At 38.3% G+C, this 24,873-nt stretch carries 23 protein-coding genes and 4 tRNA genes; 17 read left to right on the top strand and 10 right to left on the bottom strand.

Annotated features, from left to right (window positions below):
- Positions 1–2: 2 nt before the first annotated feature.
- The 4 genes from rplQ (at position 3) to ABLB98_RS12190 (ending at position 3,380) form a co-directional block, all read left to right on the top strand.
- A complete protein-coding gene (gene rplQ / locus ABLB98_RS12205; protein WP_004641032.1) occupies positions 3–368 on the top strand; it encodes a 50S ribosomal protein L17 in 366 nt (121 codons plus the stop codon).
- A gap of 147 nt (positions 369–515) precedes the next feature.
- A complete protein-coding gene (locus ABLB98_RS12200; RefSeq protein ID WP_348882330.1) occupies positions 516–959 on the top strand; it encodes a hypothetical protein in 444 nt (147 codons plus the stop codon).
- A 300-nt stretch (positions 960–1,259) separates the two neighbouring features.
- Positions 1,260–2,750 carry an NAD(P)/FAD-dependent oxidoreductase gene (locus ABLB98_RS12195; RefSeq protein WP_348882329.1) on the top strand — a complete coding sequence of 497 codons (1,491 nt, stop codon included), beginning with the start codon at positions 1,260–1,262 and terminating at the stop codon, positions 2,748–2,750.
- A gap of 123 nt (positions 2,751–2,873) precedes the next feature.
- Entirely contained in the window at positions 2,874–3,380 is a 507-nt protein-coding gene (locus ABLB98_RS12190; RefSeq protein ID WP_256413868.1) for a DUF2059 domain-containing protein, read from the top strand.
- 53 nt (positions 3,381–3,433) lie between these two features.
- On the opposite strand, the gene ABLB98_RS12185 is transcribed toward ABLB98_RS12190, so the two are convergent.
- Complete coding sequence (locus ABLB98_RS12185; RefSeq protein WP_178882684.1) at positions 3,434–4,606, bottom strand: acyl-CoA dehydrogenase family protein; 1,173 nt, start codon at positions 4,604–4,606, stop codon at positions 3,434–3,436.
- A 188-nt stretch (positions 4,607–4,794) separates the two neighbouring features.
- On the opposite strand from ABLB98_RS12185, the gene ABLB98_RS12180 reads away from it, so the two are divergent.
- The 5 genes from ABLB98_RS12180 to ABLB98_RS12160 all read left to right on the top strand — a co-directional run bounded on the left by ABLB98_RS12180 (position 4,795) and on the right by ABLB98_RS12160 (position 10,084).
- Positions 4,795–5,052: a succinate dehydrogenase assembly factor 2 gene (locus ABLB98_RS12180; RefSeq protein WP_005156268.1), complete on the top strand. Its 258-nt coding sequence runs from the start codon at positions 4,795–4,797 to the stop codon at positions 5,050–5,052.
- The gene (locus ABLB98_RS12175; protein ID WP_348882328.1) at positions 5,039–5,434 is read left to right on the top strand and encodes a hypothetical protein; all 396 of its coding nucleotides are present in this window, start codon (positions 5,039–5,041) and stop codon (positions 5,432–5,434) included. Before ABLB98_RS12180 ends, ABLB98_RS12175 begins: the two co-directional genes overlap by 14 nt.
- 544 nt (positions 5,435–5,978) lie before the next feature.
- A complete protein-coding gene (locus tag ABLB98_RS12170) occupies positions 5,979–7,043 on the top strand; it encodes a hypothetical protein (protein ID WP_348882327.1) in 1,065 nt (354 codons plus the stop codon).
- Between the two features lie 76 nt (positions 7,044–7,119).
- The gene (rrtA, locus tag ABLB98_RS12165; RefSeq protein WP_249570535.1) at positions 7,120–7,701 is read left to right on the top strand and encodes a rhombosortase; all 582 of its coding nucleotides are present in this window, start codon (positions 7,120–7,122) and stop codon (positions 7,699–7,701) included.
- 178 nt (positions 7,702–7,879) lie between these two features.
- Positions 7,880–10,084 (top strand): TRAP transporter large permease subunit, encoded by a 2,205-nt coding sequence (locus ABLB98_RS12160; protein ID WP_348882326.1) that lies wholly within the window; start codon positions 7,880–7,882, stop codon positions 10,082–10,084.
- A 103-nt stretch (positions 10,085–10,187) separates the two neighbouring features.
- On the opposite strand, the gene ABLB98_RS12155 is transcribed toward ABLB98_RS12160, so the two are convergent.
- The 6 genes from ABLB98_RS12155 to rnr all read right to left on the bottom strand — a co-directional run bounded on the left by ABLB98_RS12155 (position 10,188) and on the right by rnr (position 17,274).
- Positions 10,188–11,072: a DMT family transporter gene (locus tag ABLB98_RS12155; protein WP_348882325.1), complete on the bottom strand. Its 885-nt coding sequence runs from the start codon at positions 11,070–11,072 to the stop codon at positions 10,188–10,190.
- Positions 11,073–11,298: 226 nt separating this feature from the next.
- Positions 11,299–11,745, bottom strand: a complete 447-nt coding sequence (locus tag ABLB98_RS12150; RefSeq protein WP_348882324.1) for a hypothetical protein — start codon at positions 11,743–11,745, stop codon at positions 11,299–11,301.
- Between the two features lie 10 nt (positions 11,746–11,755).
- Positions 11,756–11,962 (bottom strand): YheV family putative metal-binding protein, encoded by a 207-nt coding sequence (locus ABLB98_RS12145; protein ID WP_087536469.1) that lies wholly within the window; start codon positions 11,960–11,962, stop codon positions 11,756–11,758.
- A 39-nt stretch (positions 11,963–12,001) separates the two neighbouring features.
- Positions 12,002–14,041 (bottom strand): M3 family metallopeptidase, encoded by a 2,040-nt coding sequence (locus ABLB98_RS12140; protein ID WP_348882323.1) that lies wholly within the window; start codon positions 14,039–14,041, stop codon positions 12,002–12,004.
- A gap of 62 nt (positions 14,042–14,103) precedes the next feature.
- On the bottom strand, positions 14,104–14,784 hold the full coding sequence (locus ABLB98_RS12135; protein WP_208728009.1) for an HNH endonuclease: 681 nt from the start codon (positions 14,782–14,784) through the stop codon (positions 14,104–14,106).
- A gap of 57 nt (positions 14,785–14,841) precedes the next feature.
- Positions 14,842–17,274, bottom strand: a complete 2,433-nt coding sequence (gene rnr, locus ABLB98_RS12130) for a ribonuclease R (RefSeq protein ID WP_348882322.1) — start codon at positions 17,272–17,274, stop codon at positions 14,842–14,844.
- A gap of 259 nt (positions 17,275–17,533) precedes the next feature.
- Here rnr and ABLB98_RS12125 point away from each other — a divergent pair.
- The 4 genes from ABLB98_RS12125 (at position 17,534) to ABLB98_RS12110 (ending at position 18,174) form a co-directional block, all read left to right on the top strand.
- A tRNA-Ser gene (locus ABLB98_RS12125) sits at positions 17,534–17,623 on the top strand.
- A gap of 11 nt (positions 17,624–17,634) precedes the next feature.
- A tRNA-Arg gene (locus ABLB98_RS12120) sits at positions 17,635–17,711 on the top strand.
- Between the two features lie 47 nt (positions 17,712–17,758).
- Positions 17,759–17,835 (top strand) — tRNA-Arg (locus ABLB98_RS12115).
- A gap of 262 nt (positions 17,836–18,097) precedes the next feature.
- Positions 18,098–18,174, top strand: a tRNA-Arg gene (locus tag ABLB98_RS12110).
- A 61-nt stretch (positions 18,175–18,235) separates the two neighbouring features.
- Here the strand turns inward: ABLB98_RS12110 and ABLB98_RS12105 are convergent.
- Positions 18,236–19,534 carry an SRPBCC family protein gene (locus tag ABLB98_RS12105; RefSeq protein ID WP_348882321.1) on the bottom strand — a complete coding sequence of 433 codons (1,299 nt, stop codon included), beginning with the start codon at positions 19,532–19,534 and terminating at the stop codon, positions 18,236–18,238.
- Between the two features lie 360 nt (positions 19,535–19,894).
- Here ABLB98_RS12105 and ABLB98_RS12100 point away from each other — a divergent pair, with 360 nt between their 5' ends.
- Entirely contained in the window at positions 19,895–20,392 is a 498-nt protein-coding gene (locus ABLB98_RS12100; RefSeq protein WP_005156231.1) for a YcxB family protein, read from the top strand.
- Positions 20,393–20,425: 33 nt separating this feature from the next.
- Positions 20,426–21,067, top strand: coding sequence for a fumarylacetoacetate hydrolase family protein (locus ABLB98_RS12095; protein WP_178882694.1), 642 nt, complete (start codon positions 20,426–20,428; stop codon positions 21,065–21,067).
- 91 nt (positions 21,068–21,158) lie between these two features.
- Here ABLB98_RS12095 and ABLB98_RS12090 read toward each other — a convergent pair whose 3' ends face one another.
- Positions 21,159–22,409: a YihY family inner membrane protein gene (locus ABLB98_RS12090; RefSeq protein ID WP_348882320.1), complete on the bottom strand. Its 1,251-nt coding sequence runs from the start codon at positions 22,407–22,409 to the stop codon at positions 21,159–21,161.
- 112 nt (positions 22,410–22,521) lie between these two features.
- Here ABLB98_RS12090 and wrbA point away from each other — a divergent pair, with 112 nt between their 5' ends.
- Complete coding sequence (wrbA, locus tag ABLB98_RS12085; RefSeq protein WP_348882406.1) at positions 22,522–23,121, top strand: NAD(P)H:quinone oxidoreductase; 600 nt, start codon at positions 22,522–22,524, stop codon at positions 23,119–23,121.
- Between the two features lie 32 nt (positions 23,122–23,153).
- Here the strand turns inward: wrbA and lgt are convergent, their stop codons facing one another.
- Positions 23,154–23,966 carry a prolipoprotein diacylglyceryl transferase gene (gene lgt / locus ABLB98_RS12080; RefSeq protein WP_087536474.1) on the bottom strand — a complete coding sequence of 271 codons (813 nt, stop codon included), beginning with the start codon at positions 23,964–23,966 and terminating at the stop codon, positions 23,154–23,156.
- A gap of 106 nt (positions 23,967–24,072) precedes the next feature.
- Between lgt and ABLB98_RS12075 the strand changes: the two genes are divergently transcribed.
- Positions 24,073–24,855: an NRDE family protein gene (locus ABLB98_RS12075; RefSeq protein WP_348882405.1), complete on the top strand. Its 783-nt coding sequence runs from the start codon at positions 24,073–24,075 to the stop codon at positions 24,853–24,855.
- The last annotated feature ends 18 nt before the right edge of the window (positions 24,856–24,873 follow it).

The following is a 24,873-nucleotide window of genomic DNA, read 5'->3' as shown; positions in this document are numbered from 1 at the left end:
CCATGCGTCATCGTAATAGTGGTGTGAAATTAGGCCGTACAAGCAGCCACCGTAAGGCGTTGTTTCAAAACTTAACAAATGCTTTAGTAGAGCACGAGTTAATTAAGACAACTTTGCCTAAGGCGAAAGAACTTCGTCGTGTTGCTGAGCCTTTAATCACTTTGGCTAAAAACGATACTGTTGCAAACCGTCGTTTAGCGTTTGCTCGTACTCGTTCAGCAGCAACTGTTGGTAAATTATTTACCGTTCTTGGCCCTCGTTACAAAGAACGTAACGGCGGTTATCTTCGTGTTCTTAAAGCGGGCTTCCGTGCAGGTGATGCTGCACCGATGGCTTACGTTGAACTCGTTGACCGTGAAGTAAAATAATACTTCTACGTGTAGAACAGTCAGTTGTTCCAAAAAAGGTCGGTGTAATAACCGACCTTTTTTATTGTTTAATAACACTTATAATAAAATCATCAAGATACAATTAGATGAGTCAATACGAGTATTACTACTATAAATGAGATGATCGTGGATTCTGAAAAATATTGTTTTATTAATGGATTGAAAAAGCGGCATGCTAATTTAATATTTGGATACAATGGAAATTTGTATGATAGACAGCTATTAGGATTCATTACAGCCGAAGCAGCAGCTCTAAGTCCAGATTCAATAAGTGTAAAAAAATTATCCAATATTTGGTATGTTGTATCAGAATATGATTGGATAAATAATTTATCTGATGATGAAAGCTATCTTTTTAAGCCGAATTATTTACCAGATGCTGATAATTTCTATCATTTATTTGGTGCTATTCTGTCTGCATTTTCTAATGGTGTGGGCCTAGCATTAAACGGAGAAATAACAACTTCATATAATCTTAGTGACAATGATCTAAATGAAATCAAAAAGGAAGTTGAACAACTAAAAAATAGAGTTGTCTTTTTTAAAAGTGTTGATATTTCAAGTGAATAAACAAATTAATAGATTTTCTACGGAATGGATGAACTTTCCTTTTTCAATGTGTTTTACAAAGCTTATTTTTCTAAAATACCTTCGCCTAAAAATTATATAAAGATTTATCCTTATTTTTTTATATTCAATACAACATAGCTCAAACGTAAACCCAAGCAAAAATCTCAGGATTTTTTAACCTCAATTTTTTTAAATTGTCCCGAAGTGATATAAAAAAACCGATGAATGACTAAACTTGACATTGTGTATTGTCAGATTTGTGCTTTAATAAACTCATAGTTTCTACTAGGTATAAAAAAAATGGAAAAGCAAGTTGATGTATTAATTATTGGTGCAGGGATTTCTGGAATTGGGTTAGCTGTGCATCTCTCTAAGAACTGTCCACAACGTAAATTCGAAATCTTAGAACGTCGTGAAAGTTTCGGTGGGACTTGGGATTTATTCCGTTACCCTGGTATTCGTTCTGATTCGGATATGTCGACTTTTGGTTTTAATTTTAAACCGTGGGCAAAAGATAAAGTTCTTGCAAGCGGTGCTGAAATCAAAGGTTATTTAAGTGATGTGATCAGTGAAAATCAGTTAAAAGATAAAATTCACTTTGGTCATCGTGTACTTTCTGCGAACTATGATTCTACTAAGAAGAAATGGCTTGTTGAAGTTGAAGATAATAATAAGAAAAAGCAAACTTGGTCAGCTAACTTTGTGATGGGATGTACGGGTTACTATAATTATGATCAAGGTTATGCACCTAAATTCCCTAAACAAGAAGATTTCAAAGGTCAGTTTATTCACCCACAACATTGGCCAGAAAATTTAGATTATACGGGTAAGAAAGTGGTGATCATTGGTAGTGGTGCAACTGCAATTACGCTTGTACCTTCAATGGTGAAAGGTGGAGCAGGGCATGTCACAATGTTACAGCGTTCACCAACTTATATTGCTACGATTCCTTCAATTGACTTTATTTATGAGAAAACACGTAAATTTATGTCTGAGGAAACGGCGTATAAATTTACGCGTGCACGTAATATTGGTATGCAACGTGGTATTTATGCATTAGCTCAAAAATATCCGAAAACTGTACGTCGTTTATTGTTGAAAGGAATTGAATTACAGCTGAAAGGTAAAGTGGATATGAAACACTTTACGCCAAGCTACAACCCTTGGGATCAACGTTTATGTGTTGTGCCAGACGGTGATTTGTTCAAGGCATTACGTGAAGGTAAGGCAAGCGTTGAAACGGATCAAATTGAGAAGTTCACTGCGAATGGTATCCAATTAAAATCTGGAAAACATTTAGAAGCGGATATTGTGATCTCGGCAACTGGTTTAGAAATTCAGATTCTAGGTGGGGTGAAAGGTTCAATTGACGGTAAGCCAATGAACACATCTCAACATATGCTGTATCAAGGCGTGATGGTGAGTGATGTCCCTAACATGGCGATGATCATTGGTTATATCAATGCTTCATGGACATTAAAGGTTGATATTGCAGCTGATTATATCTGTCGCTTAATCAATCATATGGATAAAAATGGTTTTGATGAAGTGATTGCACATGCTGATCCTTTACAGCGTGAAAATGATACAATCATGGGTAAATTGTCTTCGGGTTATATTGCGCGTGCAGCTGATGTAATGCCTAAACAAGGTAAACAAGCACCGTGGAAGATCACCAATAATTACCTAGCTGATCGTAAAGAACTGAAAGATGCCAAGTTTAATGACGGGGTTTTAGAATTTCATAAGCGTGGCGATCAAACAAATCGTAAGCCAAAATTAGTCTCATAAGTTTTTGCTTGAATGTTTTGAAACCCTATGCAGTTGCATAGGGTTTTTTATTTGAGTGGCTATTTAAATATAAAAAATATCGCGTATATTGAGCGCAATAACATTTAAAACAGGGATGACTGAGTGAAAAAACTATTAATCTTGGGGACATTATTATTCAGTACATTTGTTTTTGCTGATGATGTAAAACAGAAAGAAGTTATTGCTCAAAAATTGGTATCTGTAGATGGAACCGAACAAGGTTTACAAAACACTGATAAAATGATTTTAGAGCAAATCCGAATGCGTTTGCCTAAAGATATACCTGAAAATTTTTACGTAGATTTGATTAAAAATTTAAACAGTGAACAGCGTAAGCAATTCATTATCCAACGTTATGTTGAAACATTCAGTCAACAGGAACTACAAGCCGCATTAACCTTTTATCAATCTACAGAAGGGAAAGCGTGGGCTAAAAAAGCCAGTGAGATAGGAAGTGAAGTTGCACATTTCACTACGCAAAATGCACGCACTGCTTTAAATGTCACTATGCAGCAACATATTGATAATCCAACGGTAAAGCAACTAATGGCACGAATGAATCCAACGCCTACGCCAGCTCAAGTAACTGAAAAACCTGAAACTAAATAAATAAAAAAGGATCGTGTAATTAAACACGATCCCTTTAACTTTCCCATTTATGTTTAAAGTGTACGAGAAATTAATTCTTTCATAATTTCATTTGTTCCCGCATAAATACGGTTAGCACGGTTATCGATGTAGGCACGTGCAATTGGATACTCCAACATATAACCATAGCCACCATGTAATTGTAAGCAATCATCTACAACTTTTGAGAACATATCTGAAATTTTGTATTTGGCTGCTGCTGCGGCATCCACACCTAAGCTTTCTTCGAGTTGTAATTCCATACAACGATCTAAATAAGTACGGCAGAAATCAATTTCAGTACGTAATTCAGCTAATTTAAACCTTGTATTTTGGAAGGTACTAATGGCTTTGCCAAATGCTTTACGATCTTTGGTGTATTGAACAGTATGCGCAAATGCTGCTTCTGCACCTGCTTGGCAAATAATCGCAACCAACATACGTTCCCAAGCCAGTTCTTTCATCAACATGATGAAACCCATACCTTCCATACCAAGTAGGTTTTCCTTAGGTACTCGTACGTTGTCAAAGAACAATTCGCAAGTATCTTGCCCTTTCATTCCGATTTTATTCAAAGGTTTACCTTTACTAAAACCAGCACGATCAGCTTCAACGATGATTAATGATAAATTTGCTGAGCCTTTTTCATTGTTGCCTGTTTTACAGACGACAATTGCCATGTCACAAAGGTAGCCATTGGTAATGAAGATTTTTGAACCATTAATGACATACTCATCGCCATCAAGCACAGCTGTAGTACGAACTGCTTGAAGATCTGAACCTGTACCCGGTTCAGTCATGGCAATCGCTGTAACTGTTTCACCTGTTGCCATTTTAGGCAGCCATTTTTGTTTTTGCTCTTCATTGCCAAAGTTGTTGATATAGTTGGCAACGATATCTGAGTGTAATGAGAAACCTGTACTTGAGTCCATTGCATAAGCTTGTTCTTCTATGAGAATCATACTGTACAAACGATCAACCCCAGAGCCACCATATTGTTCTGGCATGGTGGTACAGAGTAAACCTAGTTCACCTGCTTTGTTCCATAAGTCACGGTCAACATGTTGTTGTTTCTCATATTTTTCAATATTTGGCACGACTTCTTTTTCATAAAATTTACGTACAGTTTCACGAAATGCTTCATGATCAGAAGTAAATAGCTTACGTGGGAGCATATTTGGAATTGGACGAATTGCACCTGATTGCATTTGTTATTTTTTCCCTAGTCATTGGATATAAACGATCATCATCACGATACAAGAAATTGAAAATAGTGAACAATGTGATCAATGCTCAATTTGATTGATGTATTTGGTCACTTGAGAAAAAACGCTGCGAAGTTAATGGGGGATCGAGTACACTATGACTATAAAATTGTTGCATAGTGGAACAAATAATGTCTGATGAAATAAGTTTGGAAGAACGTAAGGTCGTTTATCGCGCACGTCGTGGTTTAAAAGAAATTGATGTGTATTTCGATCCTTATGTTAAAAACTATTATTTAACCGCCGATGCTGATGAAAAGGCGCTATTTGCAGAGTTGGTTGATCAAGAAGATCCAGATTTATTGGATTGGTTTATGGAAGTGGGTGAGCCACCTCGTGCTGAGTTAAAAGATTTTATTTTAAAATTAAAACATTATGTTCATGGCTAATCGTGTTTTTGAGTTGCAATACAGTCGATTTTCGCTTGTATTGCAACTTTTTGTTTTTGTCACTGTTCTAATTTTAGCCTACCAATTGCTAACTCTTTCATTTTGGCTGCTTAGCCTTGTTGTGATGGTTTTATTTTGGGCTCTATTGTTACGGCGTCCTTTAATAAAGCGTTTTGAGTATTTGGATCATCAGCATTGGTCATTTGAGTTTGTGGATACTTCTATCGCAATCCAAGATCGAACAATCACTAAAATTATTGATCACCAAGCTTATATTACGATTTATTTTTCTGATACTCAGTACCAACCTTTAACGATTTGGTGGGATCAATTGTCAATTTCGCAGTGGAAAAACTTAAAATTATTAATAAAAATGCTTTAATTGTTGGACAATTCTACAACTGCATATAATTAATTATATGTTTATTTTCAATTTTTTATGTTGGTTTTACTTTACGTTCATTTAAATTGTTAGATTAAATATTCTGAAATTTCGTGAAAATATAAATTGTCAGACAATCTGACCATCAACTTGTATTCATTTTCGTTAAAGTACAAATACCAACGTAAAGTGTGGTGGAGGTCCAAAGTAATGGAAATTCCAACATGGTCGTTTCTGGTGATTGCAATTGTTTTTGCAATTGTTATAGGAAGAGCAGGAACTTTACTCAAGGATTACTTTCAACAAAACTAAAAGATAAAGAGTTTCACGTTTTTACCAGTTAATAAGTAGCATGTGCTGAACCGTCGCAATGCTACTTTTTTTTGCCTAAAATTTTTGTATTTTCAACTCTCTGTCAATTCGCTTATCTATGAATTGTGTCAGAATGAGCATGTTAAATTAGAGCAATTACTCTTTAATTCAAGTATTGCATCTGATAAGGTACGTCTAAAAGGAAAAACAAATTAATTAGAGGACAGGAAGAATGTCTAAATTCCAAAAAATGGGACAGGGTGTGGCGGTTGCGTTACTCACAACATCAATATTATCAGGGTGTTCACAAATCATTAAAACAGGGGCTAATGTCGCATTAAGTTTTAGTGAAAATCATATTGTTCCACCAATTTTGGCGATGGATGACGCCGAAATGGTGTGTAATTCAGGTAATGCCTTAACTCCAGCGGTGATGTCAACCAAGGATATGGGTGCTGATCCAACACGTATGGCGGTGTTATTGTATACCTCAGCAGGTATTTGTGCTGAAAATAAAGCCTTAGAAGCGGAACTCCGCTATTTGCGTGCTTCGAAAGCAGGTCAAGTTTCTGAAGCTCAAGATGCTCGTATTGAACAAAAACGTTGGGCGGGGATTGCTGCTGAACGTCAATATGCAGGTTATCAACTTTTTGCAAATCGTTGGGAATCAAAATATAAATATAAATTGGGTGATTCATGCCCAACAATGCGCAATGATTTAGATCAGACAGTTTACCTTTTAGGGATGGTAAGTGGTCTGCAAGCGATGACCAATGATATTAACTCTGGTGGTGCGGTTAATGTCCCGAAAGATATTGCGGGTATTGTTGAGCGTGGCATGACCTGTTTGGATAATGAAAAATTCTGGGGCGCGCCGATGGCGACGCGAGCAGTGATTTGGACTTTATTACCAGGTGCGGGTGACGGTAAACCTGAACCTTATGCAACCATGAAAGAATCAATGCAAATTGGTGAGAAAAAAGGTGTTCGTTTATCACATGCATTATATGCAGTTGCTGCACAAGCAAGTGGTGATGATGCCAAACTGCGTGATGCTTTCCGTTCTTATGCTGCTGCAACAGGTGAAGACAAACCAGTAAATCCTCAATTTAGATTGATCGATAAGATGGCTGGTTTGATGGTCCAGGGTATAGCTGATCGTTATTGGACTGAAAATACAGGTGTACGTTCTAGTGATGAAGGTTTGACTTCTTTCTGGGACGATAAGAAAGAAAGTTCATCTGAATTGGATGCTTTATTTGATGGTGGAGATGGCGCATCAGCACCAGCAGAGTAAACTTGAATTAAACGACCTTTTACAAGTGAAACATTTAAACTGGTAAAAGGTCAGTTTTTTCATGGGGTGGTAATGGATGAAAGATCACGTATGGATACCGAAAGTTATTTTAATCGCTGTATGTGTTTCTATATCAGCGTGCTTGCAAGTATTTGCAGATCACTTCATTTATTGGAAACCTAGTTTATTCGCTGAGTTTTGGCGTTTATGGACTGCACATTGGGTTCATGTTGGATGGATGCATTTTTTCTTAAATATGCTGGCATTTGCATGTTTACCTTTTATTTTTCCTCATGCGCGTAATTTGCACTTATGTGTTCTGCTTTTAATCCTTCCTCCGTTTATTAGTCTTATCTTTTATTTCTACTTACCTTATATCGATGCATATGCTGGTCTTTCTGGCGTGTTGCATGGATTATATGTTGCTGTTGGTCTCGTGTATCTGAAATATCCCAAAGAAAGAAAATTTGCCTTATTGGTCTTGTTGCTGATCTCAGCAAAATTAATATGGGAAAATACTTTTGGCCAGACGGGTACTGCACAGTTAATTGGTAGTCCTGTTTTGACAGAAGCTCATTTGATTGGTGCGATTGGTGGTTTGTTCTGTGGGTTAGGTTATTCATTGTTAAGAAGGATAGAGAGAGAACATATAAGTTGATAAAAAAAACCAATAAAAAAATGATTGTAGTCATTCTTTTTTGGGAAAGATTGCTGCAAATTTAGGCGGTTAAAAGGGATTGGTTACGAAGAGGGTAAATTCACTTATCTATCAACCATGGACATCGCATGATTCAACATCTTTGGATGGGTGTTGATAACAATAAACTGGAATATACATGCAAAATAATCAAGAGAAAAAGTCTGGATTAGCCCGACTGGGTTATATCTGGAATGATTGGATATCAACATTCATCATTCTTGCTTTGTTGCTAATGACTTTGCTTATTGGTACTGGCGAGATGATTCACGGTCAAATGCTCCGTATGGGGGAGCGTTTGTATGGTGATGAAAAAATAGGAATGCAGTATTCGTTTTTACGAGCTGAACCTGAAAAACCATCTTGTGATCGACATCCTAATATTGAAGCGCAAGTTCAAGAGCAGATGAAAGCAAATGCTGCTGATGAGTTTGCAAGTATGTTTGGTACAGCATCTGAATCAGATGTACGCGCTTCTTTATTAGCTGCACAACAACAGTGTGAAGAAAAATATCAGTTCTATGATAAAGCAATGAAGCACTTGGAAGCTCATCCAAGTATTCGTACTTATCGTCAAGTTGAAACCACTTTCTTTGGTATTTTTAAGTTAGGTTCTGAAAATCAGACTGTACTTTTACTGATCATGGTGTTGTTCACCTCTATCACAGCTTCTTTACGTTATCACCACATCGGTTTACGTGCACCTAAGACGAAGATGGACTATCGTGTCTATTCAGCATTTATGGTTGCAGGTAATGCCTTACTGAGTTTATCGACAATTAGTCAATATAACTCGTTGCTGAATTCTGGCGTAGAATTGACTACGAAGACATTGGCGATTTCATGGTTATGGATAGCACTCTTTGTCTCTTTAACCGTAATCAGCTTAGTGCAATTATTTTTAATTCCTAAAACAGCGCAACCTAAAGGTAATTTTGGTTTGGCGGTGCTGAGCGTACCATTGTATGCACAGATGTCACTGATCACGGGGATAATCTTTACTTTCTTCATGGATTATCCAATGGGGCAAGGGATCTACTTGGGAATTATTGTTGAGTTCTCTGGTATTTTCTTAAACCTTGCATTGTTTATTTGGGCAGGTATGTTACTGACCCAAACGCGTGTGATGGATTTATTCTTAAATATCCTGCGTCCGTGGAATCTAGCACCTGAAACTTTAACTTGGTTAATCTTAATTGCAGCGGCAATTCCAACAGCATATACAGGCGCTTCTGGTATTTTCGTTATTGCCGCAGGTGCAATCATTTATAAAGAGGTTTGGAACTCTGGTGCGCGCCGTCAATATGCATTAGCTGTATCGGCAATGTCGGGTTCTTTAGGTGTGGTGATTCGTCCATGCTTGCTTGTAATTTTGATTTCAATGCTAGATAGCCGCCATGTAACGTCTACAGAATTATTTGATCATGGTATCTATGTTTTTTGGTTAACTGCATTTATTTTCCTTGGCGTTTCATTGATTCTTGCTGAAGAAAAATTCCGTGTTGCTTCACCAAAAGTTGCTGTACCTGGAATGTTACGTGCATGTGTGCCTGTGATTCCTTATGTAATCATTGGTTTTGCAGTTGTGATGTTCTATAAACTTGCGTTAGATACATCAATCAATGAATTTACAGCGCCAATGATTTTACCATTGGTGTTGATTGCAATGATTTTGTTTGACAAATTGTTTGCAGCAAAACTTGCACCAGCTCCAGTTATTGATGCAAAGCATGAGGCACTAGTTCTTGAACATGAACAGAAATCAGACTTCTTAAAAAGCCATGATCCTCATGGTGGTAAGAGTTTTGGTTTTGGTGGGGCATTACGTTTTGCAACTTCAGAAACAGTGGGTCATATCGGTGCTTTAATTCTACTGATGGCATTATCTGCGAGCGTTGGTGGTTTAATCGAGCGTGCTGAAGTGGTTGAGTTATTACCAACTCACTTGGATAATATCTATATTTCTCTTGCCTTTATTGCAATGTTACTTGCAATTATTGGTATGACTACAGATCCATTTGGTGCGGTAATCTTAGTTGCTGCGACAGTAGCGCCAGTTGCTTATGAGAACGGTATTCATCCGATTCACTTCTGGATGATCGTATTGGTTGCATTCGAATTTGGTTATGTAACACCACCTGTTGCATTAAACCACTTGCTGACGCGACTCTCAGTCGGGGATGAAGAGGTATCGGCTGCTGATAAGGAAGCGAAAGAGAAATACACAAGTTTCTATTATCGTTATGAGCGTTGGTTATTACCGATTATCGTATTGTTCTCATCTTTAGTGTTGGTGACTTATGCACCATATATCTTCCAAATGTTTGGTTGGTATAAACACTAAGTGTTGAAATAAAAAAGCACCTTCGGGTGCTTTTTTATTTCTAAGATTTAAAATGCTTTAGACATTATTAATGTTGATAAGTTATTTTTAAAGATCAAATATTTTAGCGTTGAATCATTTTCTTTTGACGTTGAGTCAATGGACTACATAATAAAATTGCAAGCAAAATAATACAAAATCCAATCACGCTGTATAAATCAGGTACTTCATTCCAAAGTAAGAATCCCCATACACCTGCAAAAATAATTGCCATATAATTCACAGGTGCAATTTGTCCTGCTGGCGCAAGTCGATAAGCATGAGACATAAAAATTTGGCTGACATTAGCAAGTATCCCTGCGCCAATCAAAAATAATAATTCTTTTACATGATAGGTTCGCCACATCCAAAACATTGGAATCACAGAAAGTGCTGATCCTATCAAGCAGAAATAAAATACGATGCGTTCAGGTGGTTCGGTTTGAGTGAGTGCTCGAACGGTTACAAAAGCCATTGATGCAAGTAAGCTAGAGGCGATACCAATCACCGAAATCCAGTTCAGTAGACCTTGATCAGGTTTAGCCACACAGAACACCCCAATAAAGCCGAGTCCCGCGGCACAGAGCATGGCCGTAGTAATTCGTTCCTTTAAAAATAGCCATGCGATCAGCGGAATAAAAATAGGAGAGGAGTAGGTAAATACCATAGCATTGGATAATTTCAGGTGGGCAATCGCATAGAAAAAGCCATACATAGCTGCAAGTCCAACAATACTACGCCAACTATGCATCCATAGTTTTTCTGTTTTTACAAAGCCAATACCTTGTTTAAAAATAAAAGGCAGAAACAGGATGAGTCCGACCACGTTGCGGAAAAATACAATTGTATAGTTATCAACCGTATGTGATGCATAACGAATACAGATACCCATGATCGAAAAGAGAAGGGCCGAGGTTGTTAGGCAACCAATCGCAAGTAAAAGGTTACGATTAGTTTGAAGTGAATTCATATTAGACGCGAGGCTTTGAGACTAAAGTTATTCTATGCTTCTCAACGGATGAAAGAAATGTGCTTTTAAACTGGATTTTAGATTTATTGAGTGACTTATATCTATCATACCGCAATCAGTGTAAATACAAACTTATGAGTGGCTGTATGAAAAATCGCGATTAGAAATATGAGATTGATATTTCAATGAGTAAAAAGCTTTAAACTGGATTAAACCTTTTGTTGTTTTAAGATTTATGTTGTGCGGAGATTTGAGCCTCCAAAAGTTTAATTTGATCTTCTTTGAGCTTAAGTAAAGTATCAACATCATTATTTTGTTGTTTCAAGTCACGCTGTTGGTCTTGTAGTTGCTGTTGAATATCATCTAGCTTTGCAATCTCTTCTTTGGCTAAACTGTCATTGCTCGGAAGTGGTGATTTGACAACTGACTCTTCGACTAATTGTATTGGTGCAGCAACTTCACTGCTCGCCGTATTTATATTTGGACTAACAGTTGTTTCTGCTTTGGATATAATTGTTTTTTCGGCAATTGGTTGTGTAGCTGTGCTTGTCGATTGCTGATCTTTTTGTGATAAAAACCATTGAATTGCAAGAAACAAAACCACAACAACGCTAATTCCACCAATTATCATCCATAATAATTTGGAATTTTGAGTTTGGTATGTGGACATCATTTTTAACCTTCTAGTCAAAATGACGAGGTTTGAATTGTATCACCCCAATTTCATCTGGCTCAGCGGTTTGTTGCTCTTCCACGTGGGTCGGGCGTTTTTCGCTATAAGCACATTCGATACATTCAATCCACTCGTCATCCACAGTGATGATCTTAACCACACGATCTAAGGCGCCACATTTAGGGCATTTTGCACCCGCGATGAACTGTCTTTTCATGTCAGTTAATTACCACCCTGTGAACAATAATGACGTAGTTTAAGCGGTTTTATTGGTATTCGTCCAACCTTGATGGCGTAATAATGCATCTATTTTTGGTTCTCTTTTTCGGAAATTGCGAAATGCATCAAGTGCAGTATCTTTTCCGCCAACTGCTAGAATAAACTTTCTAAACTCTTTTCCAGTCTCGGTATTAAAAATACCTTCACTTTCAAAGCGGTCAAAGGCATCACTCGCTAAAACTTCTGCCCATTTATAAGAGTAATAACCTGCCGCATAACCGCCTGCAAAAATATGGCTGAAACTGTGCTGGAAACGGTTATAAGGTACCGCAGGAACCACGGCAAATTTATCGCGAATATCGTCCAGTGTCGCTTGGATTTGCTGACTGTTTAAGGCAGGTGCCTGACGGTGAATGCTTAGGTCAAACAATGCAAATTCAATCTGACGTAATGTTTGCATGCCTGATTGGAAGAAACGCGCATTGAGTAACGCAGACAGCAATTCTTGTGGCAAAGTTTGCTTAGTTTGGGTGTGTTCACTGAGTACATCTAAACTTTCATTATCCCAAGCCCAAAATTCCATGAACTGACTTGGTAACTCCACCGCATCCCATGCCACGCCATGTGTGCCTGCAACAGAGATGTTATCTACTTCGGTCAACATATGGTGTAAGCCATGTCCAAATTCATGGAACAAAGTAATGACTTCATCGTGGGTGAGTAGCGCAGGTTGATCGCCAATCGGTGGGGTAAAGTTACACACCATATAGCAAATTGGTTTTTGTAGACCATTGGCCGTTTGCACACGAGAACGGAAACCACTCATCCATGCGCCACCGCGTTTGCCGTTACGGGCATATAAGTCAAAATAGAAACCACCGACCACTTGACCTTGATCTTCAATTTCAAAATAACGTACATCATTTTGCCAAACAGGGGCTTGGCGTTCGATGATTTGAATACCATAAAGACGTTGCACGATTTGGAATAAACCATCCACCACTTTTGGCGCAGGGAAATACGGTTTAAGCGCTTCTTGAGACAAATTGAACTGTTGTTGTTTCAACTTCTCAGAATAATAGGTTGCATCCCATGGTTTTAATTCTTCAACACCATCTTGTTGTGCAATTGCTTTCAGTTCAGCGATTTCAGCAAGGGCTGGTGTGCGGGCATGTTCTGCCAAGTCGACCAAAAACTTATCGACGGTATCAACATCAGGTGCCATTTTGCTGGCAAGGGAATATTCAGCGAAGTTATTAAAGCCAAGCAGTTGAGCCATTTCTTGACGCAAGCTCAGAATTTCCTGCATCACTGGGGTATTATCGAACTCGGTTTTGTCTGATTGTTCTGAGGCGCGAGTCACGTAGGCTTTGTAGAGTTCCTCTCTAAGTTCTCGATCATCGGCATAGGTCATAATCGCAAAATAAGCAGGAAAGTCGAGTGTCGCCACGGCTTGCTCCAGCTCGCGTTGTTGGCCGTATTGTTTTAACAGTTCAACACTGCTTTGCGGTAAGCCTTTAAGTTGCGCTTCTGTTAGCGGTTTAAAGTAGGCTTGAGTGGCATCGAGTACATGATTGGAGAAGTCTGAAGACAGCTGCGATAAACGTGCTGAGATTTCGGCATAACGCTTTTTGGCTTCACCTTCGAGTGCAACACCCGACAGTTTAAAGTCACGTAGCGCCAGTTTAATCGCGCTTTGTTGTGCTTCGCTCAATGTTTGAAATACATTACTATCATGAATCTGCTGATAGGTTTGATACAACGCCGTGTGTTGTCCCAACTGAGTGTAGTATTCACTCAAACTTGGTAACAGTGCTTGATAGACTTCACGGGTTTCGGGATTGTTCATCACGGCATTGAGATGTGACAAAATGCCCCATGCTTCACTCATATTATTTTCAAGTTGATCAACTTCGGTCAATGTTGCCAGTTGGGCTTCAGTCCCTTGCGGAACTTCATTGAGTTGATTTAAGAAATTTTGACCGTTTTGAATGGTTTGTTCGATCTGTTGTTTTAAATCGGCAAGTTGAATTTGATCAAATTGAGGAAGGGGAAGTGTCGCTTGTTGGAGTGTCATTCTATTTTTGCCATATTCATCTTTAAACATAGTTATAGATGTAGGGCTTTGAGGGGGAGAAATCAAGGTTGATGAGATTGTTTTATGATTTCTTTTAGTTTTTCGATAGAAAGGGCTGGGGTTGTACGATGTATCATTGCATGACAATTTGCACAAAGCGGAATTAAATCTTTAATTGGATCAACTTGATAATTTTTTCTAATTTTTGCAAGCGGGATAATGTGATGAACATGAATGTAGTTTTGACCAATTTCACCATAGGTTCTATAGAAATCAAAACCACAGCATAAACATGACGTTCCATAATATTCTAAACATTGTTTTCGAGCAATTGGGTTGCGTTCAAAAGCATTAACTACAATCGTTTTAAGATTACCCTCTATCAATTTTGTAGTGTTCACAGAGGAAATATTTTCTTCTAATGAAAATGAATACATATTTTTGTAAACAGTAACTTCTCTTTTTCCTACTTTTTCTCGTTCTTGTTTATACTTGTTTTGCCAATCTTTAGAAATAGAACTTTTTTTAGTTAATTCAGCGGAAAACCAATCCACTAAATTCCCAGAAACATATGTTAAATTTTGATTTTTATAGCCTGTTGCAATATTTTGTATTAGGTCAGGATATTTCTCAATAAGTCGAGCTGCAATTTGGTCTCGATGGATAGAATCTTGAGTTAATAAGGTATCATCAATGATTTGACCAATAAGAATGAAAACTTCGGCTTTTTTAAATGCAGACATATTTGACCTTTGAAAATAAAAAAGCCGCTCAAAAGATTAAGAACGGCTTTAAATGACTTAATCAGACTTTGCTTTCGCATTGTCCTTTTTCTTTTTCACTTTCTTCTTTGGCTTTTCTTTGCTTTCAGACTTCGCAGAAGATTTTTTACCTGTTTTTTTGGTATAAGAATTAGAACTCGATTTGCTCTTATCCTTTTTCTTACGCACAGGTTTTTCCCCATCTTCACTAACTTTAGCTGTTGTCGATTGTGGTTTGCCAAATACCTCTTCAGTGGTTGAAGCACGATTTGAAGTATTGGTTCTTGGTGCTTTTTGACGAATTGTACGTCCCAAATGCGTCAGTTGTTGAACCAATTGGAAGTCAATCTTACGTTCTTCCAGATTCACGCCTGCCACTTGAATTTTGACTTCATCGCCAAGGCTGAATGACTGTCCACGATTCTGACCAATCAAACTTTGGCTGGCTTGATCATACAGGAAGAAGTCTTCACCGAGCTGACTGACATGAATCATGCCATCGACATAGAGGTCTTTCAGCGTCACAAATAGACCGAACTCAGTCACCGCACTAATGATACCCACAAACTCATCGCCTAAATGCTGTTGCATATAATGGCATTTCAACCATGTTGTCACACTACGTGATGCTTCATCGGCACGACGTTCAGTTTGTGAAAAATGCTCCCCTGCATCATCTAAAGCTGCACCAGACAATGGATAAGCTTTCTTATCGAGATAGGCTTTAATGGCACGGTGTAACAATAAATCTGGGTAACGACGAATTGGTGAAGTGAAATGCGTATAAGCTTCATAAGCAAGACCATAATGTCCTGCATTATTCGCACCATAATAGGCTTGCATCATTGAGCGTAATAACACCGCATGAATACTTGGCGCATCTAAACGATCTTTGGTCGCTTCAATCACGGCTTGGTAATCAGCTTGGGTTGGTTGCTCTGGGAATGGCAAACCGAGTAATTTGACAAAATCACGGACTTTTTGAATACGTGAGAATTCTGGTGCTTCATGTACACGATACAACATTGGAATATCATGTTCTAATGAGTATTCAGCTGCGGCAACGTTCGCCAATAACATGCATTCTTCAATCAGTTTATGCGCATCATTACGAGTACGTGGCAAGATTTCTTTAATGCCGCCCAACTCATCAAAGGTCATATAGGTTTCAATGGTTTCAAATTCCATCGCATGACGTTTGGCACGTAGTTCTTTTAGTGTCTGATAAAGCTGGAATAGGGTATTTAACGATTTATGAACGCTTTTATCCTGTGGAATGGCATCGGTTGCGCCGTCAAAATAAGCAGCCACCTGATTATAGGTCAAACGTGCTTTGGAATGCATCACCGCAGGATAGAACTCATAACCTGTGACTTTACCTGCACGAGACAACTTTAAATCGCAGACCATACACAGACGGTCAACATGTGGATTGAGAGAACACAAGCCATTTGATAGTGCTTCTGGCAGCATTGGCAAAACAAAGTGTGGGAAATAAACCGATGTACCACGTTCTTCAGCTTCTTCATTTAAAGGTGAGTCTAAACGGACATAATGGCTCACGTCTGCAATTGCCACGACAACACGGTAACCACCACCTGAGCGTTTCTCTGCGAATACGGCATCGTCAAAGTCACGTGCATCTTCACCATCAATCGTGACGAGTGGTAAATCGCGTAAATCAACACGACCTTTGCGATCTTGTTCTGAAGGTTCTTTAAAACTTTCAGCTTCTTTAATGACGGCTTCTGGAAATTCATAAGGCAAACCAAATTCTAAAATGGTTTGCGGAATAATAATTTCAGTGTCAGCTTTGTCCGCCATCGACTGTACAACATGACCTGTCGCTAATTCTTCGCGAGTCGGGTAATCATCAATCGCAACTCGTAGCATATCGCCAACTTTGGCATTGGCATGTTCAATCAATTCTTTTTCTAAGGTAATTGGTTGGTGCTGATTTGGATTGCTTGGCTGAATAAAGTATTCACCTTCATGTTCAGCGACTTTACCAATAATTTGTTTGACACGGCGTTGTACGACTTCGGTAATAAAGCCCCAAGCTTTACCTTTACGGTCAACAGAAGTTTGGCGTACTTTAACGCGATCACCATTAAAGACTAGACGTAATTCACGTTCAGGTAATAGTACATCATCCTGACCTGCGATATTGGCCGTACCTAGACCTTTACTATTGATATAGACCGTTGCTTCATGGCTTGGTAAATCGGTTGCAGGTTGGTATTTAAAACCATCCTTCATAAGTTGCCCATCACGTACCATTGCACTTAAACGATGATTCAATGCATCAATACTTTTTTGATCTGGGATATTAAAGTGATCAACCAGTTCTGCATGAGACTGTGCAGTTTTTAATTGTTCTAATGTAGTTAGAATAAGAGTTCGGCTAGGAATAGGATTATCGTAACGTTGCGCTTCTGCTTTTGCTTCGGGATCAACCCAATTTGTAGTCATATCGTTTCATTTCACATCTGGCAGATCGGTTTAGCATAAGTCATTCAAACTTTAACTGCACGTCAAAGATTGCAAGATTCTGTTTATTGTCCAATCTGAATAAAGGAGAGAACACTATATTAACAAGCGTTGAGCTAAAAAATGCCGAAAAAATATAAGAATTGGTTAAAAAACATTTGATTGATTTAAAAAAACAGAAAAAAACAGGATCATCCCTTGTGTAATGTGGTTTTAGTTTGTATTATTGCGCTCGTGTTACGGTGAGATGGGTGAGTGGCTGAAACCACATCCCTGCTAAGGATGCGTACGGGTAACTGTACCGAGGGTTCGAATCCCTCTCTCACCGCCACTTTACTTAAAGCGCTCATAGCTCAGCTGGATAGAGCACTTGGCTACGAACTAAGGGGTCGGGAGTTCGAATCTCTCTGAGCGCACCAAGTAAAGATTTAAAGTAACACATGCCTAAATTGGCAATATAAGTAATGCGCTCATAGCTCAGCTGGATAGAGCACTTGGCTACGAACTAAGGGGTCGGGAGTTCGAATCTCTCTGAGCGCACCAACTTAATAGAAGAAACCGCTTAATTGCGGTTTTTTTGTGCCTGTAAGTTGGAGTAGTTAAACTATAACATATCTATTTGATGTTCAAATTAAGGCTCTTCATTTTTTATTAATAATAAAATCAGTTGTTTATGTTGTTTTTAAATATAATAACTATTGCGTTGTAAACTTGTAACGATCAATCTATCAGCATTTGATTTCTATTTTATTAAAAAACACTTATCAATAGGGAAAAAATGGGTATAATGCGCTCCATGAAATATGCGCTCATAGCTCAGCTGGATAGAGCACTTGGCTACGAACTAAGGGGTCGGGAGTTCGAATCTCTCTGAGCGCACCAATTTGAATTTATCGAAAGATAAAGATTGAAAAAAACCGCTTAAGTGCGGTTTTTTTGTGCCTTATGTCTTTGCCTTGATTTTTTGCACAAACACCGCATTACCGCCCACTGCTGGCAATACGTCATGATACGGCAGGCTTCGCATTGCCCTGAGTAAAAATGGCGCTTTCTCATCAATTTTCATTGAGCTAGTGATTTTAAATAAAGTACCTTGATTAAGCTCTGAGGCAATCATTTTTCCTTTAATCAATCGTAAATCACCACCATTGGCATAAAAGTTATTTTCAACAGTATTTGGATAGTTGAAATGCAGCTTAAATGCAAAAGGAATATTAATCACACCTAAACCCACATTCACTTGAATATCCGCATCTTGACCCTGATTTTGGATTGGAGAGGTGATGATTTTCTTGATTTGTCTTGGAAATAATTCTTGATAGGCTAAAGGGTTTAACCATTTATTTAATTGCTGTGTTGGCTGTTGATAAAATTGATAGGTGGTGGTGAAGCGCATGGCTTCACGTCCATGCGTGTACATGATGCTGGTTGGAGCATGCAGAAAGCTAACGGGTTGCTGTGATGTCTGGCTGAGCTGGGTGATTTTTGTGAGCTGGGCTGCATTGAATTGAGGGCTTGGTATTTGTCCTGAATTTAAGGCAACGATATTCTGTTTAATAAAGCGTGTTCGAAGTGATTCTAGGATAAAAGCATTGGTTGAGCTTGGAATCCCTAATTTGACCTCTGGAATCGCATTCAGAATTTTTTTAAAAATAAAACCTTTAGGTTGATTTAAATCTCCCCACTGGGTGAGCGTAATTAAAGTTCGATGATCATCTAAGGCAAACCATTCAAACTTTCCTAAACCGTATGGAATAGGAGAATCAATCACTAAACTGGAAATACTGTTCGATTTAATCTGATGCTGTAAGGTAACGTCTTCATTAAAATTGAGCACTGGAATAGGCGTTGGAATGGAGACACGATATTTCATTTTTACAGTATTGCCAGATTGTTCTAGTATTTTGGCCGATTTAAGTGTTGGAAATAGACCGACATAGTGATTAAAGTCAGTCAGGGTCTTACTAACCTGTTGTACATTGGTAGGAACAATAAGTGCTGCGGATGTAAAACTGGCGTTTGGTTGTGAATTGGATTTGAGAGTGGGGAGGTTGGTTTTAGTTGTTGGATGCGCATAAATGAAAATATTATTTTGCGTGTAGCTTGCCAAAAGCTGGGGCTTATTTTGAAAAGGTTGTAAAGCGCTTGGGATATTGTCATTCCAAGTCAGCATTTGTGCAAAGCAAGTTTGCGTTATGCTAAAAACAAGAGTCGTTAATATAAATCCATTCAAATAAAACATCACATTCCTTTGATTTTTCTTAGTGATATAGTCAGTGGCATTCATCAGTAAATGATAGAGCCTTGCTATTAATAAAAGTTTTTTTGTTTAAAAAACAGTCGTATTGTGTAAAATTTTCTTGAGCATCGAAACCTTAGACAAAGCGTTATCTATGCAAGTAAATACTTATAGCGGTTAATGTTGATCAGTTAAGTGTAATTTCATTATTACTGAATTAGAAATTCCATCTCTTTGTTAAAAAGCAACTTAGAGTAGTGCTACGCCGTATTTGAATTTTGTATAAAATCGCTATAAATCTGATTTACGCTCAAGTCATTTATGTTCTAATAGATGAGTTTTTTCAAATCTTAGAAATCAAAAATGTCTGAACAACGTCCAACTGTATCTGTGCGCTATTATCTTAATTTAGAAGAATCACAAGATGGTTTTGCTCTTGTCACTTTTGGTAAAAAGACCTTTAGTCGTTTTCTAACACCTGTTATTAGTATTGCAATTATTGGTTGGGGAATCTATTTAGGTTTCTCAGACGTTGGTCGTTATTACGTTGCATTAGGTGCTTTTTTTCTGATTATGCAAGGATTGATGCGCTATTGGTTGTTACCGATGTTGTTTAAACGTCAATTTGTTCGCTACCAATTTGGAAAAAGTGAGCAGGGAATTGACCTTTATCAAGATCATTTTGAACTTTATTCAACAGGTAAAAAGCAAATAGCGCAGTATGCTGAGGTGCAATCTTTTGCAGTTGGAAAGCTCACGTATATGTTAGAGCTGAAGAATCATACCGTCATTATTGTTCCAAAGCGTTCATTCAATGATCCAGCAGATCAAACCAAATTTGAAAATAGTTTTAAAAAATAACTTCATTCGCGATTTAAGGAACAAGGAGCTTTTATGAGCACACGTCCGTCAAAAATTGTTTGTGTAGGCAGAAATTATGCTGAACATGCGAAAGAACTAGGTAATGCAATTCCTGATCGCCCAATTTTATTTATCAAACCACCAAGTAGTTTGAGTAGCTTAGCCCAAGGTGCCCGTTGGAATCAGGCTTTGGGTGAATGTCATTTTGAATGTGAAATTTGTTTGCAGATCGCACACCCATTGTCGCAGGAAACCAATCCAAGCAAAGTTTTAGAAGCGATTGGCGCTGTGACTTTAGGGTTGGATTTAACTTTACGTGATTTGCAGAATGACTTAAAAGCGAAAGGGCAGCCTTGGGAGCGAGCAAAAGCTTTTGACGGTGCATGTATCTTGGCAGACTGGGTTGAAGCGGATGCAATTGGCGATTTACAAGAGTTAGAGCTTGTTTTAATGATTAATGGCGTTGAACGCCAACATGGTTTTAGCCAAGACATGATTTTTGATATTGGTGCATTATTGGTTGAAATTAATCAGTCATTTAGTTTGGAAGCGGGTGATGTCATTATGACGGGTACGCCTGCTGGCGTCGGGGCATTACACCCAAATGATCAATTAACCATGAAACTAATAACCCAATCAGGAGAATATGATTGGGATACATTTGTTCAAGCATAATGATTAAAAATAAGTGCTGTTAATAAATAGCTTCTACCTAATTTCGTATAAGCGAGACAGTAAAAGAAAGACCTCAGTTGAGGTCTTTCTTTTACTTCTGTTCAAAGATCGTCGAAAGAGGAATCGAAAGTTTTGCAGCTAAATAATCATTACTCTCGATGAGGGATGGCCCTAAACGCTCAATCCATTCATCATCTTGATGGATATTGGCCACATCATGACGTAATGGCAGGGGATAAGGGAGTGCTGTAAAAAAGCTCCAGAAATCGACTTGCGCAAGATTTCTAGCCAATACATACTCATCGTTGTCTGTACGTTTGACTAAATTCTGTTTTTCTAACTGTAAGATATATGCAGGTAAACGTCCTAATTCACCACGTCCAATAATCCCAAGAAGTTCTTGTTCACTGACACTTTCTCCAATTTGTTGCTTTTTATAAAATAACTCCAATATGTCTAATAACATTAAGATAGGATGACGCTTTTGTTCTTTATCTGAATGAAAAGCAGTCAGTGCATAACTGATTTCTACGCCTAATAAGATAATGTTCCAAGACAAATAAATCCACAGAAGGAAGATTGGAACAGCAGCAAAAGCACCATACACAATTTCATAACTGGTGAAATTACTCATAATCCAGCCAAAGAAATTTTTTAAAATTTCAAATACTGTTGCGCTAAAACATGCAGCAATAACAGCGGAAAGAATAGGGACGCTACGATTAGGAATGGTCCAGTAAAGAATGAAAAAGCCAACAATTGTAAGTAGAAATGAAATGAGCCATAAAAGGAAAGAGCCATCTAATTGATAACCCGCAAAATTATTGCTCAGAATATTCATTGAGGCGACAGTAGATGAAAGTACAAAAGCACTGCCTAGAATGATTGGACCTAAAGAGATGATTGTCCAATAACGCATAAAGCCAACAAGACCTGTCCGAGTTTCTTTGACACGCCAAATACGATTGAAAACGGTTTCAATCGAAGACAGCATCAGTACAGTGGTGACAAAAAGAAACAGTACCCCAATCACGGTGAGGTTACTGGATTTATCTGTAAATGCGTTCAATGCTTTGTCAAAGGCAATGGTACTTTTTGGTAAAAAATTACTGTAAATCAATTGCTGTAGTTGTTGTCGAGCAGGCTCTAAAGCTTTAATTGAGGAGATAATGACTAAGAAAACGGTCAGCATCGGAACAACTGCAAACAAAGTGGTGTAGGTGAGTCCTCCAGCTTGTTCTCTACAGCGATCAGCTTCGAAACGCCGTAACACAAATACAATAAATTGAAACCATGTTTTTTCTAAAAAAGGCAGATTTTTTAGATAACGATTTAAGATCATGGGTTCTATCCTAGTTATTTTTAATAAAATCCTGTGTTAGCACAGCATTGACTACAGCTAAAAAGAGGAAAAATGTCGTATAGTGTTCTTTTTAACAAAATTTATTAAAGTGATGCAACCTTACGTTCTTGTTCTTTATTACAGTAAATATGGTTCAACTCGAGAAATGGCTCATCTAATTGCCGATGGAATTGAGTCTTCTGGTATCACAGCTCGTATTCGAACCGTTCCTAATCTAGCAACTGTTGTTACCCAAGCAGAACCGAGCATTCCTGCAGAGGGGGATGTTTATTGTACTTTAGATGATTTGACGTATTGCTCAGGTTTGGCACTTGGTTCACCTACTCGCTTTGGTAATATGGCGAGCGAGATGAAATACTTTTGGGATCAAACCACGAGTTTATGGTTGAATGGTGCTTTGCATAATAAACCAGCATGTGTTTTTACTTCTTCTGGCTCGATGCATGGTGGGCAGGAAAGTACTTTGCTTAGCATGTTACCGCCATTATTCCATCATGGTATGTTCATCATGGGGTTGCCAAATTCAATTCCAGCCCTGTCCAATACCAAAACAGGCGGTACACCTTATGGGGCAAGTCATGTCAGTGGCCCTCGTCATGATCAAAGTTTGAGTGCAGATGAAAAAGTATTATGCGAAGCGCAAGGTAAACGTTTAGGTGATGTCGTAAAAGCATTGTTAGGAAAAGTTTAGATCTAAAAATGGGAGCATCTGCTCCCATTATTTTATTTTTTAATTTGCCAATCGTAGATTTTTTTCTGATAGGCATACCACATCATCCACAGTCCAATCAGTAACATTGGTACAGTGAGAATCTGACCTTTGGTCATCCAACCGAATAGAATAAAACCTTGATCTGCATCGGGCTGACGGAAGAACTCCATAAAGAAACGTGCAACTCCGTAGCCCATCAGGAATAATGCTGAAACCGCCATACGGGGACGTGGTTTAGCACTAAACCACCAAAGTATGATAAATAGAATCAGACCTTCACAGAGCGCTTGATAAATTTGCGACGGATGGCGAACTAAACCTAAAGGATCAGTTGGAAAAATCATACCAAATGGATAGCTAAGGTCTTGAACTTGACGACCATACAATTCACCACCAATAAAATTACCGATACGACCAAACATCAAACCTGTCGGTACACAGGGTGCAATAAAGTCCAGTGTTTGAAACCAAGTTTTCTGATATTTCTTACACCAGAATAGCATTGCGATCATGACACCCAAGAAACCGCCGTGAAAGCTCATCCCACCTGTCCAGACTTGGAATAACCAAAGCGGGTTTTCTAAGAATTTGCCAAACTCATAAAACAAGACATAGCCAATACGACCACCAAGTACGACGCCTAGAGCGCCATAAAACACCAGATCGGAGACCATATCGGCAGTCCAACCATCACGTTGTTTAGCACGATAAGAGGCTAAGCCCCAAGCGCATAAAAATGCCAAGAGATACATGAGTCCGTACCAATGCACTTTGACTGGCCCCAAGCTCAGCGCAACTGGATCAATATTTGGATAGGTCAGCATTGCTGTTCCTCAATTTAGAATTTGAAATTAAGTTTTGAGCAGATTGTAGCGGAATGATGTGAAAAATGTTGTACATTCAATGTGTAAAGATGTGAGAACAGAATTAATGTGTATTGTCGCTTTTGCATGGCATGTTCTTGATGATATGCCGTTGTGTTTAATTTCAAATCGTGATGAGTTCTATTATCGACCAAGTGCTGTCTTACATCAGTGGGCAGCAAGTTCAATTATTGCTGGGCAAGATTTACAGTCAGGTGGGACATGGATGGGAGTCACTGAGTCTGGACGTTGGGCAATCGTGACTAATTTTCGAAATGGACGAGATAAGAACCAATATTCAACTTCACGTGGGCATTTAATCCAGTCTTTTTTAGAAAGTGATTTAGCCCCCTTTCGTTTTGCACAACAATTAGAACAGCAACAACAGGACTACGCTGGTTTTAATTTGTTTGTTGGTGATCGAGAGCAAGCGGTTTATATGAGTAATCGGGGGGAAGCACCACAAGTCTTAGCGAATGGTGTTTATGTTGTTTCCAACGGTTTAATGTCAGAAGATTGGGAGAAAACCAAACATTTACGTAAACGCTTTACGCAAGAATTTTTACCAATGTTGCAACAATCAACGATTACAGAATCTGATTTGCAATATTCAGTCTGGGATATTTTGGAAGATGAACGAAAAATTATTCCAGATTTGTTACCAGATACAGGGATTAGTGTGGAGATGGAGGAATTATTATCTTCAACTTTTATTCAAAGCCCAATTTATGGAACACGATGTTCAAACTTCTTAAGGCTTGATTCAAAACAATGGCATTGGCTAGAGAAAACACAGCAAGGTGAGCAGCAGGGGCTTATGATAGAAATAAATATAGATGTGTTGAAATAAAAAAGTGTCTATCCAAAG

Origin of the sequence: Acinetobacter yuyunsongii (genome assembly GCF_041021915.1) — a bacterium.
In the GTDB taxonomy this organism is placed as follows: domain Bacteria; phylum Pseudomonadota; class Gammaproteobacteria; order Pseudomonadales; family Moraxellaceae; genus Acinetobacter.
Note: the sequence above shows the minus strand (reverse complement) of the source record. Positions and strands in the feature narration are given on the sequence as shown.